Source organism: Rhizobium sp. YJ-22 (assembly GCF_029601685.1).
Taxonomy (GTDB): Bacteria; Pseudomonadota; Alphaproteobacteria; order Rhizobiales; family Rhizobiaceae; genus Metarhizobium.
The window spans coordinates 26,181-40,406 of the sequence record NZ_JARRIR010000009.1; the positions used below are offsets into that span (position 1 = coordinate 26,181).

A 14,226-nucleotide genomic window follows, 5' to 3' on the forward strand; every position below is an offset into this window, starting at 1 on the left:
TTCCGCTTGCCTGTGGGGTCAGTTTATCCTAGCTTTCGCCCATGTCGACCTACGATCCCTTTGCCGCGATAGCCGATCCTCACCGGCGCCACCTGCTGGAGGAATTGCGTCGCGCGCCGCGCACGGTCAATGATCTGGCGAAGGGATTGCCGATCAGCCGCCCGGCGGTGTCGCAGCATCTGAAGGCGTTGTTGGATTGCAACCTGGTGCAGGTGACGGCGGAAGGGACGAAGCGGATTTATTCGGTCAACAGGCCGGGCTTCGATCGGCTCAACCTCTGGCTCGACCAGTTCTGGTCGTAAGGGTCTCCCCGACGCCACGACCAGAACCCTTGTCGCGACCGGCACTACAGCCGCCGGTCAATCATGTCTCGCAACCTTTTTCATGTCCCTGGGTTGCGCTCGAAGTGCGGCCAGACCCTGTACGCGAATGCGATTTCAAGCAGTCTGACCGAACCTCATGAGATGGGATGAAAGGAAAGAAGGCAATCTTTAGTGCGTCGAGCCTCTCAAACGCTCGATTTCATCCTTCAGCCGCAGCTTACGACGCTTCAGATCGGCGATTTCGCCGTCGTCGATGGAGGGAGATGTCATGGCAAGGTGCAGTTGCTCCTCCAGCGCACCATGCTTTTTCTGAAGCGATTCAAGATGAGCCTGAATGGTCATTTGTCACGTCCTTCCTTTTATTCTCCGGCCCCCGATGGCACCGGTTAACGACAGGAGTGTGACATGAACTTCCGTCATTGTCGAAGGCGAAATGAAGGCGCTTACGCGGCAAATTCGTGAAGAAGGATAACTTCCCGTTACCGGTATTTGATGATAGGAGCTTGCGAAAAGCATCGGCAAATCGGACAGTGGCGGTCCGATACGAAATGGGGACTGTTTGATGGCGGATCAGGAACAAGCGGACATCAGGCTGATGGTGGCGCGGCTTCGCCAGGAGCATGAGGACTACGATGCCGCGATCAATGCGATGATCGCCACTGGATGCGAAGCCTTGCGAATCCAGCGGATGAAAAAGAAGAAGCTGGTGATCAAGGACAAACTGAGCAAGCTCGAGGACCAGATCATCCCCGACATCATCGCCTGACGGTTTTTTTTCGAGAGGCCCCTCGTGACAGCAGCAGATACGCCCCCGGTCGCCATCATCATGGGAAGCCAGTCCGACTGGGAGACGATGAAGAATGCCGCCGACACGCTGGAAGCGCTCGACATCGCCTATGAGGCGCGCATCATCTCCGCCCATCGCACGCCCGACCGGCTGATGCGCTTCGCCAAGGGGGCACGCGACGAAGGCTTCAAGATCATCATCGCCGGTGCAGGCGGGGCTGCCCACCTGCCGGGCATGGCAGCCGCCATGACGCCGCTGCCGGTCTTCGGCGTGCCGGTGCAGTCGCGGGTGCTGTCGGGCAAGGACAGCCTGCTCTCCATCGTTCAGATGCCGGCCGGCATTCCGGTCGGAACCCTGGCGATCGGCAAGGCCGGCGCCGTCAATGCCGCCCTGCTCGCCGCCGCCGTGCTGGCGCTGCAGGACGACGATCTCGCCCGCCGCCTCGACGACTGGCGCCAGCGCCAGACCGACTCGGTCGCCGAATACCCCATGGACGAAGTTTGATGACAACCAAGACGATCGGAATCATCGGCGGCGGCCAGCTTGGCCGCATGCTGGCCATGGCGGCCGCGCGGCTGAATTTCCGCACCATCATCCTGGAGCCGCAGGCCGATTGCCCCGCCGCCCAGCTCGCCAACCGCCAGATCGCCGCCGCTTATGACGATCCCGCCGGCCTCGACGAACTCGCAGCCGCCTGCGACGTCGTCACCTATGAATTCGAAAACGTGCCCGTCGCCGCCGCCGAGCGGCTGGCCGCCCGCGTGCCCGTCTATCCGCCGCCGCGCGCCTTGGAAGTGGCGCAGGACCGGCTGACCGAAAAGCGCTTCATCAACGATTGCGGCATTCCCACCGCCCGGTTCCACGCCATCGACAGCCAGGCTGATCTCGATGCTGCACTCGCCGATTTCGGCGGCCAGGGCGTGTTGAAGACCCGCCGCCTCGGCTATGACGGCAAGGGCCAGAAGGTGTTCCGCTCCGCCGCCGACGACGCGGCCGGCGCCTTCGCGAGCCTTGGCTCGGTGCCGATGATCCTCGAAAGCTTCGTCGCCTTCGAGCGCGAACTCTCCGTCATCGCCGCCCGTGCCCTCGACGGCAAGGTGCGCGCCTTCGATCCGGCGGAAAACGTTCACCGCAACGGCATCCTCCACACCTCGACCGTACCCGCCAACGTGTCGGAGGCGACCGCCGAGGCGGCACGCGCCGCAGCAGCAGCGATTCTCGGCAAGCTCGACTATGTCGGCGTCATCGGCATCGAGTTCTTCGTGCTCGCCGATGGCGGGCTGGTCGCCAACGAAATGGCGCCGCGCGTCCACAATTCCGGCCACTGGACGGAAGCGGCCTGCGTCATCTCGCAATTCGAGCAACATATCCGCGCCGTTGCCGGGCTGTCGCTCGGCAATCCCCGCCGCCACTCCGATTGCGTGATGCAGAACCTGATCGGCGACGACATCGACGTCCTGCCGCAATGGCTCGCCACCGACGACACGCTGGTGCATCTCTACGGCAAGACCGAGGCGCGGCCGGGCCGCAAGATGGGTCATGTCACGACGCTGAAGAGGTAGGGCCGACCCCTAGAGACCGTGCATTTCCGGCGAAAACTGCCGGGCGGCGGTTGACACAAGGGTAAGGGCGGGTTATCTGCACGCCACCTGAAAGCCCGTCCGAGACGGGTTTTTGAACTGAAGAATACGGGCGAATGTGAATTCCCCCTAGCCAACATTGCGGATCAGAAAAATGAAGATCAAGAACTCTCTGAAGTCGCTCAAGGCTCGTCATCGCGAGAACCGTCTGGTTCGCCGCAAGGGCCGGGTGTACATCATCAACAAGCTGAACCCGCGCTTCAAGGCCCGCCAGGGCTGATCGCACGGTCTCGAATAAGACAGGTGGGCGCAGGCTCACAGTGTTGTGCAACAGCAAGATTTCCTTTGATCTTCTGAAATGGCGGGTTACCATACCCGCCATGTGCATTTTTACCCCTTCGCGGTTGCTGCTGGCCCTGACTCTGCTGGCCGCCCCTCCGGCCCTGGCCGCGGAAAACACCAAGCCGGATGTCATCGTCGAACAGCCGCTCGGCGAGGAACGCCCCGCCGACCGGCTGAATGCGCTTTTCACCCAGTTGAAGCGTGAACGCGATCCGCAGGCCGCCGAAGGCATCGCCAACCGCATCCGCCTTGAATGGAGCGATTCGGGCAGCGCCACGGTCAATCTGCTGATGCAATGGGCCGACAAGGCCATCGCCGAGAAGCGCAACGCCGCCGCCCACGATTTTCTCGACCAGGCCATCGCTCTGAAACCGACCTTCGTCGAAGGCTGGAACCGCCGGGCGACGCTGAACTACATTGCCGGCGATACACGCAAGGCCATGGCCGATATCAACCGCGTGCTGACGCTGGAGCCGCGCCATTTCGGAGCGCTGGCCGGCATGGCCGCAATCCTGACCGAGTCGGGCCATGATGCACTGGCGCTGAAGGCCTGGGAGCAATTCCTGACCATCTATCCCGCCGACCGCAACGCGCAGGAACAGGTGCAGACGCTGAGCGAAAAGCTCGCCGGCAGCCGGACCTGACGCCGCCCGCCGTCCTGCCGCCATGCTCATCATCCTTCTCCTGCTCATCGTCATTGGTCTGCTGCTGGCCTTCACCCGCTGGAAGACGTCTGTCATCGAGCGGGATGCGCCCGGTATCGGTGAACTGATCGATGTCGGCGGCTTCAGGATGAATTCCGTGCTGCTGCCGGCTGGACCGGCCGCGGACCTGCCGCCGATCCTGTTCATCCATGGCGCCAGCGGCAATCTGCGCGACCAGCTCTTCGCCTTTCGCGGGGCGCTGCAAGGCCGTGCCGACCTGCTGTTCGTCGACCGCCCCGGCCATGGCTATTCAGAGCGTGGCGGCCCGGAAAATGGCTTTCCCGATGGTCAGGCCGACGCCATCGCCCGTCTGATGGGCAAGCGCGGCATCGACAAGGCAATCATAGCAGGCCATTCTTTTGGCGCGGCGATCGCCGCCAGCTTCGCGCTGAAACATCCCGATAAGACGCTCGGCCTGCTCTTCCTCGCGCCGGCGACGCATCCTTGGCCCGGCGGCATCGCCTGGTATTATCGGATCGCCAGCACGCCATGGCTCGGCTCATTGTTCGCCCGCCTGTTTTCCCTGCCCGCCGGCCTGGCGATGCTGGATGCGGCGACCAACGCCGTCTTTGCCCCCAATCCGCGCCCGGCCGATTACGACGAGAACACTGCCCCGCAACTGGTGCTGCGCCCTAAGACCTTCGTCTACAACGCCATCGATATCGCCAACCTCAACATCTATGCCGCCCGCACCGCGCCGCTCTATGGCGATATCCGCACGCCTGCCGTGATCGTCACCGGCGACCGCGACGATATCGTCGCCGTCGAAATCCATTCCCACGGCCTCGCCGTCAGCATTCCCGGCGCGAAGCTGCTCACCGTCCACGGCCTCGGCCATAAGCCGGATTACGTCACCACCGGCCTTGCAATCGCCGCCCTCGAATGGATCGCGGGCCATCCGGTCGATCTGGCGGCGGCAAGGGCTGAAGCCCAGCAGGAAGTACTCTCGGCCACGTCCATCTGCCGATAGAGAAAAGCCCCCGCCGATCCGGCGAGGGCTTTTCGCGTCAGGGTCTTGCAGACGCCTCAGATGCCCGTCAAGCCATCCGGGCCGATATAGGCGATGCGCAGCATGTTGGTGGCGCCGGGGGTTCCGAGCGGCACGCCGGCGGAAATGATGACGCGGTCGCCCGGTTTTCCAAAGCCTTCGTTGGCGACGATGCGGCAGGCGCGGTTGACCATGTCGTCGAGGTCGGTCGCATCCTCGGTGACGACGCAATGCAAACCCCAGACCACCGACAGTCGGCGCGCCGTCTTGACGATCGGCGACAGCGCAATGACCGGCACCTGCGGCCGCTCGCGCGAGGCGCGCAGGCCGGTCGTGCCCGAGGAGGTGTAACAGACGATGGCCGCCGATTTCAGCGTCTCGGCGATCTGGCGGGCCGCCAGCGAGATCGTGTCGGCGCCGGTCGCTTCCGGCTGGGCGCGCTGGGCATAAATGATACCGGGATAATGGATGTCGCGTTCGACGGTGCTGGCGATCGACGCCATCATCGAAACGGCTTCGACCGGATAGGAGCCGGAGGCCGATTCGGCCGAAAGCATCACCGCATCGGCGCCTTCGAAGACGGCGATGGAAACGTCCGAGACTTCGGCGCGGGTCGGCACCGGCGCCGAGATCATCGATTCCAGCATCTGGGTGGCGACGACCACCGGCTTGCCGGCGCGGCGGCAGGAGCGAATGAGCTGCTTCTGGATGCCGGGCACCGATTCCAGCGGCATTTCGACGCCGAGATCGCCACGCGCCACCATCAGCGCGTCCGAAAGTTCGATGATCTCCTCGATGCGCTCCAGCGCTTGCGGCTTCTCGATCTTCGACATGACGCCGACGCGGCCGCGGGCGATCTTGCGCACTTCGGCCAGATCGTCCGGACGCTGCACGAAGGAGAGCGCGACCCAGTCCACATCCTCGGTGGCGAGCACGGCGTCGAGATCGACGCGATCCTTGTCGGTCAGGGCGCCGACGCCAAGCAGCGTATCGGGCAGGCTGACGCCCTTGCGGTCGGAAATGCGCGTGCCGGCGACGACCGTGCAGACGATGCGCTTGCCGTCGCATTCCACGGCGGTCAGGTGCAGCTTGCCGTCGTCGATCAGCAGGCGGTGGCCGGGCTTGACCGCCTCGAGGATTTCCGGATGCGGCAGAAACACACGGGTCGCATCGCCCGGCGTCTCGTCATTGTCGAGCGTAAAGGTCTGACCGACCGTCAGATCCGCCTTTCCCTCGGCGAATTTCCCCACGCGCAGCTTCGGCCCTTGAAGATCGGCGAGAATGCCGATCGGGCGGCCGGAACGGGCCTCGACGGCGCGGATGCGCGTAATCAGCGTGCGCATCAGCTCGTGGCTGGCATGGCTCATATTGATGCGGAACAGATCCGCGCCCGCCTGATGCAGCTTTTCGATCATCGCCTCTTCGGACGAGGCAGGGCCGAGGGTGGCGAGGATCTTTACTTTGCGGTTCCGCTTCATCAATTCTGGCTTTCTTGCGTGGCTGGGGTATCGGAAAGCTGAACCATCCAGCTTCCCTGCCGCCCCGTGTCGTATTCCTTGAAGCCCATCTGTTGATAGCCGCGCGCAAAGCAATCCTTGACGCCGACGATCTTGAACTCGTTTTCGGCAACGCACATGTTGATGTCGCCCGTCCAGCGCCCGCCGCGCGCCGCATCCTCCGCATAGAGGTAATAATAGCGCGACTGCAACTCGCCCTCGATCAGCGTGGCGCAGGTCGTCGCCGGCACCTGCCACCAGCCCTCTGACACCCAGCCGTCCTTGGCGCGGTAACCGATGGCGACGCCCACCAAATTCTGGGTGCCGTTGCACACCCTGAACTCGGCATGGGCCACGTCAGCGAAGAGAAAGGGAAGGACGACAGCCGGGACGGCATATGCCAGTCGTCGAACGGATCGAAGTTTCAAACCGGCAAAAAGCGCAAATCTGTTCATCACGGCTTCCGTCGGGACTCCATGGTTATTCGTCATCCTGCTTTCTTGCGCTGCCCGGCCGGGAAAGTCAACGCGACTCTAATCGATTATATTTTCATCGCCGCCCCCGTTGCAAGGCCCGGGAAAGGCAGGAAGCCCATTCGCGGCCTTGCACGGCAGGCCTGCCCATGCGATCAACGGGCAACGAATCCGGCACACGGTCGCGAATGCAAAACGTCCAATCCTTCGAAATCCTACCCGGCAATGATGACACCGGTTTGATCCTGCTTGCCGATCACGCCACCAATCGCCTGCCGGAGCGCTATGGCAGCCTCGGGCTGCCGCCAGAGGCTTTTGCCCGCCATATCGCCTATGATATCGGCATCGAAGGGCTGACCCGGGCGCTGTCGGCCTCGCTCGGGGCGCCGGCGGTGCTGAGCTGCTTTTCGCGGCTGCTGATCGACCCCAATCGCGGCGAGGACGACCCGACGCTGATCATGAAGATTTCCGATGGCGCCATCGTGCCCGGCAACCATCCGATCACGCCGGAGGAATGGAATTACCGGCTGGCGACCTATCACCGCCCCTATCACCAGGCCGTTGCCCGCACCATCCGCGCCGTCGAGGCAAGGACCGGCAAGGCGCCGCTGGTCCTGTCGTTGCATTCCTTCACGCCCTTCTGGAAAGGCGTGCCGCGCCCCTGGCATGCCGGCATTCTCTGGGACAGCGATCCGCGCGCTGCCGTCGATCTCATCGCCCGGCTGCGGGCTGATGACAGCCTCGTCGTCGGTGACAACGAGCCCTATGACGGGGCGCTGAAAGGCGATACCATGTATCGTCATTGCATGATGCGCGGCATTGCGCATGCACTTCTGGAGGTGCGTCAGGATCTGATAGCCGACGCGGCCGGCATCGCCGCCTGGGCGGAGCGCCTGCGTCCGATCTTCGCGGCGATGACCGCCGATCCGGCGCTGCATGAATACCGGCGGTATCCGTCGCGCACCGGCCCCTACGACATCGATTACGGAGATGCGCCATGAGCGAGCTACACAAGGACCAGCAGACGGAATTCGAGGCGGCCGCCTTCCGCCGGCTCGTCGCGCATCTGCGCGAACGCGCCGACGTGCAGAACATCGACATGATGAATCTCGCCGGCTTCTGCCGCAATTGCCTATCGAACTGGTATCGCGACGCCGCCCTCGAAGCCGGCGTCGAGATGAGCAAGGACCAGTCGCGCGAGCATGTCTACGGCATGCCTTACGAGGACTGGAAAGAACGCTACCAGCGCGACGCCACCGAAGCGCAAAAGGCTGCCTTCGAGGAAAACAAGCCCCGCGACTAGGCAAATACGGCATCCGGGCCCTTGACCTCGGCCCCGCTTCGCGGCAGGTCAGCGGCCGGGATGCGAACCCGCGCGTGGGCCACCGCGCCGGGCCGGAAGGATTAATTCAAGAGGACACGAGATGGCAGAAGAAAACACAGTCGAAAACGTCGCCGCCGCCGAACTGCGCCAGTTCATCGAACGCATCGAGCGTCTCGAAGAAGAAAAGGCCTCGATCAGCGACGACATCAAGGACGTCTACGGCGAAGCCAAGGGTCGCGGCTACGATACCAAGGCGATGAAGACCATCATCCGCCTGCGCAAGAAGGATGCCAACGAGCGCATCGAGGAGGAAACCATTCTCCAGACCTACATGGCAGCACTTGGCATGGAATAATGCCGTCCGCATGGACTACATGCAAAAACCCCGGCCTCTCGCGAGGCCGGGGTTTTGTTTTGGTAACGATGAAACGGCGGGATTATTCGGTGATGCCGTTCGCCTTGTCGAATTTGCGCACTTCCATGAAATTGACCGCGTTGCCGCTGAAACGGCCGGGATCGACGGAAGCGGTCTTCGGGGAGAACCCGGCGGTGTAGACGGCGGTCGGCTGCGCGCGCAGGGTCGGGCTGACGAAACGCGGGGCTTTGACCGGCTTGGAGTTCAGCTCGACGCGCGCCTTGCTCAGCGCCCATTGCGAGATGATCTGCGTCGTCAGCTTCGGCTCGGTGCGCACCGGCTCGCGGGTCGCGGCATCGGCATCCACCTTCTTCGGACGGCCACCCTTGGCGGGCGCCACCTGCGTCGGCAATGCGGCGAGATCGGTGGCGGCCGGTTTCTGGACGGGTTCGAGGGCGGCAAGCTGCATGGCCCCGTCGCCATCGCCGTCTTCCGGCTCATCGGTGCTGTATTCGGCGTGTTCGGCGCCGCTCGAGGCGGCGAGTGCCGCCGCTTCGGCCTGATAGGCGGGCGTGCCTTCGGAAGGCGGTTCGTCGACGGCAAGATCGGCATCTTCCTGCGCACCGGTCGTGTTGCGCGCTAGGGCGGCGGCGACGGCCGGCGAGAGCGAGGCTTGCTCGATGGCGCCTTCGTTCTTCTGCTCGGCGGCGGATTTCGCCTGGGCGGCCAGCGCCTGGGCAATTTCCGGGCGACTGCCGGGAACGGGAACATAGGCGAGCTTTTCAAGCGCCGACTGTTCCAGCATCGCTTCGGCCGAGGCGGTTTCCTGCTGCGCACGTGTGGGCGCCAACGACGGAACCGGAATCTTGTAGGAGGCCAGATCGGCAAAACCGTCGGTCGCCGGTTGCTGCGGCTCCGGCGCTGCCGGCAGGGCCGCGGCGAGCGCGTCCTGGGCGGAGCTATGCGAAGACGGCAGCAGCGCCGTCGCCATGCCGGCCTGCGCCGGCTCGCGGAAGGCGGGGCGCACCATCGGCACGGGGGCATCGATATCGGGCGCTGCCGGCTGTTCGAGTTGCGCGGTCATGACCGGCTGCTCGGGCTCGACGACGGGGGCGGACGGCTGCCTGACGGGCGCCGTCTGCTTGGGCGCGGCGACGACCGGGGCGGATTCCTCCATGCCGCCGCTTTCTTCCTCTTCATCGGCGCCACCACCGAACAGGCGGGCAAAGAAACCACGCTTCTTCGGCGATGCCTCGGCCATCTCGATCTGAACCGAGCCGGCGCGACGCTTGTAATCGGCCACTGCCTGCTGATAGCCCGGCAGCGGCTGGCCGTCGGCGGGAAGATGCATCGTCTTGCCGCTCGGGAACAGACGCACCAGTTCCTGGCGGCTCATGCGCGGCCAGGAGCGGACATTGCCGACATCCATATGCACGAAGGGCGAACCCGACTTCGGATAGAAGCCGACGCCGCCGACCTGCATCTTCATGCCGATGGCGCGCAGGTTGGCGAGCTTGACGTCCGGCAGGTAGAAATCCATCGCCTTGCCGAGCATGTGCTGGCTCTTCTCGGCGACGCCCTTTGTGCGCGAACGCAGCATGGAATTGGTCTGCGGCGAGCGGAAACCGGAAACGACATGGATATATTCGCGCGAACCGCTCTGGCGATAAACTTCCCAGATCAGGTCGAACAGGCGCGGATCCATCTTGGTCGGCTGGTTGCGGCGCCAATCCCGCAGGAAGCGGTTCATCTGTTGCAACCCTTGCGGATCGAACTTGCCGTTGCGTTTGAAGGTGATGACGGCCTTTTCGCCGGTATGCACGAAATAGAGCTTCAGGCTGCGGGTATCGCCTGCCGCATGAGATACAGAGGGCGCCAGCATCGGCGCCATGGCCAGAACGAGGCTGAGAATCAATGCGGGCTTCGCCACCCAGTTCCTGAGCACAGCGGCAAAGCTCCCGTCCCCGTTCGACGGCGTATTCGTTCGAATGAATTTCGCCAAATCTATCCCCGTTCGACGCTCTCTATCGCATATTTGATCACATGAATGTCAATTGCGGTGACACGATGGCAAAAATGCCACACATGCACAAGCTCCATATATGGTGAATGCACCACTAACAAGAGCTTTACGAGAGGTAACGAAATAGCCTTGCGCGACCGTTAACGCCATAATTTTTTTCAAGCCGCGTCTTTCATGGGGTCGTCGGGGTCGATTCCGTAGTCCTTCAGCTTGCGATAGAGGGTCGAGCGGCCGATTCCGAGCTTGCGCGCCACCTGGCTCATCTGGCCGCGATAGAATTTCAGCGCAAAGCGGATGAGTTCTTCCTCGATGTCGGCGAGCTTGCGCACATCGCCGGATTCGTCGAGGCTGACGATGACATTGTCGGGCACGACAGCGGCGGCCGGATGGTCGATCATCTCCGGCAGGGCATGGCCGCCCTCGAGCAGGCCGCGCTCGGCGAAAGGCGAGGTACGGGCCGCGATCTGCGCCGGCGAATGGCCGGGCTCCACGGCCAGGCCGCTGCCGGCGGCATAGGCCGGAAGCTGGGCGGCGATCTGCGGGAAATCCTGCTCGGTGATCTCATGGCCCTGCGACAGCACGACGGCGCGGAACACGGCGTTTTCGAGCTGGCGGATATTGCCCGGCCAATCATAGGCGGTCAAAAGCCCGAGCGCGCCTGCGGTCAGCACCGGCATGTGCGCCAGCTTCTGTTCACTGGCGAAGCGCTGTACGAAGACGCGCGCCAGATGCGGGATATCCTCCTTGCGACGGCGCAGCGCCGGAATGGTGATCGGAAAGACGTTGAGGCGGTAATAGAGGTCTTCGCGGAAACGGCCGGCCTTGACCTCCTCGATCAGATCCTTGTTGGTCGCCGAAATCAGCCGCACGTCGACGCGTTGCGGCTTGCTGGCGCCGACCGTCTCGATCTCGCCCTGCTGCACGGCGCGCAGCAGCTTCACCTGCACCTCGAGCGGCAGGTCGCCGATCTCGTCGAGGAACAGCGTGCCGCCGTCGGCATCGACAAACTTGCCGGCGTGGCGTTCGGTCGCACCGGTGAACGCGCCCTTCTCATGGCCGAACAGGATGCTTTCCACCAGATTATGCGGGATGGCGCCGCAATTGACGGTGATGAACGGCCGGCCGGCACGGTCGCCGCCGGACTGGATGGCGCGGGCCACCAGTTCCTTGCCGACGCCCGATTCGCCTTCCAGCACCACGGGAATGTTGGATTGCGCGGCGCGTTGCGCCAACTCGATGACGCGCAGCATCGAGGGGCTGGCGGAGACGATGTCGTCGAAGCCGATGGCGCCTGCGCGGCTGCGGCGGCCGGCGCGGGCCTTGGCCTCGCGCTGGTCGACCTTCAGGGCATTGGCAATGGAATTGGCGATTCGCTCCGGCGAGACCGGCTTGACGACGAAATCGAAGGCGCCGGCGCGCATCGCCTGCACCACGGTATCGATGCCGCCCTGCCCCGTCTGGACGATGACCGGTAGATCGATACCAAGATCGTGCAGCGCTTCGAGAAAGCCGAGCCCGTTCATTTCCGGCATGACCAGATCGAGCACGATGACGTTGATTTCGCCCAGCCGGCGCTTGAGCAGCTCCAGCCCCGCGCGGCCGTTTTCGGCCAGATGCGGAATATGGCCGTGACGCTCGACGGCGTTCTTGAGAAGGCGGCGCTGGACGGGGTCGTCATCAACAACAAGAATGTGCGCGGTCACGGTCAACTCCTGGCAATCATCCATCATGAGAGCGTCGCATCATGCGAAACCCGAGGCTGACCCTGGCATGGGAGGGTTGAACATCCAGTTTTGAGAAATGCTCGGATTTTAACCATTCGCATTTTCCGGCACACCGGTCGCCTCTCGGGCAGGAAAGCAACGCGAAACGCTTGCCGCGCCGCCTGGGCGTGAATACATCTGCGTGACGATACATGTAGGATCGATCGAAGAAGGACATGCCGATGCGCCCCCTCCCCGTGATGCAGACCGCCCCCGCCGCCATTGCCCGCCAGTCGGCGGCACTCGGCGAGCTTCCGGTCTGGCGTCTCACCGATCTCTATCCCGCCACCGATTCGCCCGAATTCCTCGGCGATGTTGAGAAGGCGGCAAGCGAGGCAGTCGCCTTCGAGGCGCGCTGGAAGGGCAAGCTGGCGGAATCCGCGACGAAAACCGGCGACGAAGGGCTGGGTGCTGCCATCGCCCAGTCGGATGCGCTGGAGGATCTGCTCGGCCGCATCGCCTCCTATGCCGGGCTGACCTATTTCTCCGACACCAGCAACCCCGCCAACGGCAAGTTCTACGGCGACGTGCAGGTGAAGCTCACCGATATCGCCGCGCATCTCCTGTTCTTCCCGCTGGAGCTGAACCGCATCGACGATTCGGTGATCGAGGCCTCGCTTTCGCGCGACAGCCTCGCCGCCCATTACAAGCCCTGGCTTCTCGACCTGCGCAAGGACAAGCCCTACCAGCTCGACGACAAGCTGGAACAGCTTTTCCTCGAAAAATCCATGACCAGCGCCACCGCCTTCAATCGGCTGTTCGACGAGACGCTGGCCGAGCTGCGCTTCGATATCGACGGCGAGAAGGTGCCGCTGGAAGTGGCGCTGAACCTGCTGCAGGAAGCCGATCCCGAGGCGCGGCGCAAGGGGGCGATGGCGCTTGCCGAAACCTTCAAGGCGAACCTGCGCGTCTTCACGCTGATCACCAACACGCTCGCCAAGGACAAGGACATTGCCGACCGCTGGCGCGGTTTTCAGGACATCGCCGACAGCCGGCATCTCGCCAACCGCGTCGAGCGCGAGGTGGTCGATGCGCTGGCGGCCGCCGTCAAGGACGCCTATCCGCGCCTGTCGCACCGTTATTACACCATGAAGGCCAAATGGCTCGGCATGGACCAGCTCAACTACTGGGACCGCAACGCGCCGCTGCCGGAGACGCCGGATGCGCTGATTCCCTGGACGGAAGCCAAGGACATGGTGCTCTCGGCCTATGCCGCGTTTTCGCCTGAGATGGCCGACATCGCCCGCCGCTTCTTCGACGAAAGCTGGATCGACGCGCCGGTGCGCCCCGGCAAGGCGCCGGGGGCGTTTGCCCATCCGACCGTGCCCTCGGCCCATCCTTACGTGCTGGTCAATTACCTCGGCAAGCCGCGCGACGTGATGACGCTTGCCCATGAACTCGGCCATGGCGTGCATCAGGTTCTGGCCGGTGGCCAGGGCGCGCTGATGAGCCAGACGCCGCTGACGCTCGCCGAAACCGCCTCCGTCTTCGGCGAGATGCTGACGTTCCGTGCCCTTCTGGATAAAACAAAGGACAAGCGCGAGCGCAAGGCAATGCTCGCCCAGAAGGTCGAGGACATGATCAACACGGTCGTGCGCCAGATCGCCTTCTACGAATTCGAGCGTAAGGTGCATACCGCCCGCAAGGAGGGCGAACTGACCTCCGAGCAGATCGGGCAATTGTGGCTGTCGGTGCAGAATGAAAGCCTCGGCCCGGCGATCAAGATTTCGGAAGGATACGAGACCTATTGGGCCTATATCCCCCACTTCATCCACTCGCCCTTCTACGTCTATGCCTATGCCTTCGGCGATTGCCTGGTGAATTCGCTTTATGCCGTCTACCAGAAGGCCGAATCGGGCTTCCAGGCGAAGTATTTCGAGCTGTTGAAGGCCGGCGGCACCAAGCATCATTCGGAACTCCTGAAGCCTTTCGGGCTCGATGCCACCGATCCGTCGTTCTGGGCACAGGGCCTGTCGATGATTGAAGGGCTGATCGACGAACTCGAAGCGCTTGATAAGGACTGAAACCAAGCATTGCGCCGCCCGCCGCCAAGCGGGCGGCGGTTAGC

At 63.5% G+C, this 14,226-nt stretch carries 16 protein-coding genes and 1 pseudogene; 12 read left to right on the top strand and 5 right to left on the bottom strand.

The window, feature by feature from the left end:
• The first annotated feature begins 41 nt into the window (after positions 1-41).
• A complete protein-coding gene (locus tag P7F60_RS20360; RefSeq protein WP_277919525.1) occupies positions 42-302 on the top strand; it encodes a metalloregulator ArsR/SmtB family transcription factor in 261 nt (86 codons plus the stop codon).
• A gap of 189 nt (positions 303-491) precedes the next feature.
• On the opposite strand, the gene P7F60_RS20365 is transcribed toward P7F60_RS20360, so the two are convergent.
• Positions 492-665, bottom strand: a complete 174-nt coding sequence (locus P7F60_RS20365) for a DUF465 domain-containing protein (protein ID WP_277919526.1) — start codon at positions 663-665, stop codon at positions 492-494.
• A gap of 220 nt (positions 666-885) precedes the next feature.
• On the opposite strand from P7F60_RS20365, the gene P7F60_RS20370 reads away from it, so the two are divergent.
• The 6 genes from P7F60_RS20370 to P7F60_RS20395 all read left to right on the top strand — a co-directional run bounded on the left by P7F60_RS20370 (position 886) and on the right by P7F60_RS20395 (position 4,706).
• Positions 886-1,089, top strand: coding sequence for a DUF465 domain-containing protein (locus P7F60_RS20370; RefSeq protein ID WP_277919527.1), 204 nt, complete (start codon positions 886-888; stop codon positions 1,087-1,089).
• A gap of 60 nt (positions 1,090-1,149) precedes the next feature.
• Positions 1,150-1,614, top strand: coding sequence for a 5-(carboxyamino)imidazole ribonucleotide mutase (gene purE / locus P7F60_RS20375; protein ID WP_277919740.1), 465 nt, complete (start codon positions 1,150-1,152; stop codon positions 1,612-1,614).
• On the top strand, positions 1,614-2,672 hold the full coding sequence (locus P7F60_RS20380; protein ID WP_277919528.1) for a 5-(carboxyamino)imidazole ribonucleotide synthase: 1,059 nt from the start codon (positions 1,614-1,616) through the stop codon (positions 2,670-2,672). The genes purE and P7F60_RS20380 overlap by 1 nt, the downstream gene beginning before the upstream one ends.
• Before the next feature lie 172 nt (positions 2,673-2,844).
• The gene (gene ykgO / locus P7F60_RS20385; protein WP_034855034.1) at positions 2,845-2,970 is read left to right on the top strand and encodes a type B 50S ribosomal protein L36; all 126 of its coding nucleotides are present in this window, start codon (positions 2,845-2,847) and stop codon (positions 2,968-2,970) included.
• Positions 2,971-3,070: 100 nt separating this feature from the next.
• Positions 3,071-3,676: a hypothetical protein gene (locus P7F60_RS20390; protein WP_277919529.1), complete on the top strand. Its 606-nt coding sequence runs from the start codon at positions 3,071-3,073 to the stop codon at positions 3,674-3,676.
• A gap of 22 nt (positions 3,677-3,698) precedes the next feature.
• Positions 3,699-4,706, top strand: coding sequence for an alpha/beta hydrolase (locus P7F60_RS20395; protein WP_277919530.1), 1,008 nt, complete (start codon positions 3,699-3,701; stop codon positions 4,704-4,706).
• 56 nt (positions 4,707-4,762) lie between these two features.
• On the opposite strand, the gene pyk is transcribed toward P7F60_RS20395, so the two are convergent.
• Both pyk and P7F60_RS20405 read right to left on the bottom strand, forming a co-directional pair.
• Positions 4,763-6,202, bottom strand: a complete 1,440-nt coding sequence (gene pyk, locus P7F60_RS20400; RefSeq protein WP_277919531.1) for a pyruvate kinase — start codon at positions 6,200-6,202, stop codon at positions 4,763-4,765.
• Positions 6,202-6,567 (bottom strand): annotated as a pseudogene (locus tag P7F60_RS20405) (DUF1036 domain-containing protein); the annotation flags it as partial. The gene pyk and the pseudogene P7F60_RS20405, both read right to left, overlap by 1 nt.
• Between P7F60_RS20405 and P7F60_RS20410 the strand changes: the two are divergent.
• From P7F60_RS20410 to P7F60_RS20425, 4 genes are all read left to right on the top strand, one after another.
• Positions 6,568-6,936 carry a hypothetical protein gene (locus tag P7F60_RS20410; protein WP_277919753.1) on the top strand — a complete coding sequence of 123 codons (369 nt, stop codon included), beginning with the start codon at positions 6,568-6,570 and terminating at the stop codon, positions 6,934-6,936.
• Positions 6,882-7,694, top strand: coding sequence for an N-formylglutamate amidohydrolase (locus P7F60_RS20415; RefSeq protein WP_277919533.1), 813 nt, complete (start codon positions 6,882-6,884; stop codon positions 7,692-7,694). Before P7F60_RS20410 ends, P7F60_RS20415 begins: the two co-directional genes overlap by 55 nt.
• A complete protein-coding gene (locus P7F60_RS20420; protein ID WP_277919534.1) occupies positions 7,691-7,996 on the top strand; it encodes a DUF1244 domain-containing protein in 306 nt (101 codons plus the stop codon). Before P7F60_RS20415 ends, P7F60_RS20420 begins: the two co-directional genes overlap by 4 nt.
• A gap of 121 nt (positions 7,997-8,117) precedes the next feature.
• Positions 8,118-8,372, top strand: coding sequence for a DUF2312 domain-containing protein (locus tag P7F60_RS20425; RefSeq protein ID WP_277919535.1), 255 nt, complete (start codon positions 8,118-8,120; stop codon positions 8,370-8,372).
• A gap of 82 nt (positions 8,373-8,454) precedes the next feature.
• Here P7F60_RS20425 and P7F60_RS20430 read toward each other — a convergent pair whose 3' ends face one another.
• Positions 8,455-10,263 carry a DUF882 domain-containing protein gene (locus P7F60_RS20430; RefSeq protein WP_277919741.1) on the bottom strand — a complete coding sequence of 603 codons (1,809 nt, stop codon included), beginning with the start codon at positions 10,261-10,263 and terminating at the stop codon, positions 8,455-8,457.
• Positions 10,264-10,553: 290 nt separating this feature from the next.
• Positions 10,554-12,098, bottom strand: coding sequence for a sigma-54 dependent transcriptional regulator (locus P7F60_RS20435; protein WP_277919536.1), 1,545 nt, complete (start codon positions 12,096-12,098; stop codon positions 10,554-10,556).
• A 242-nt stretch (positions 12,099-12,340) separates the two neighbouring features.
• Here P7F60_RS20435 and P7F60_RS20440 point away from each other — a divergent pair, with 242 nt between their 5' ends.
• Complete coding sequence (locus P7F60_RS20440) at positions 12,341-14,182, top strand: M3 family oligoendopeptidase (protein ID WP_277919537.1); 1,842 nt, start codon at positions 12,341-12,343, stop codon at positions 14,180-14,182.
• The last annotated feature ends 44 nt before the right edge of the window (positions 14,183-14,226 follow it).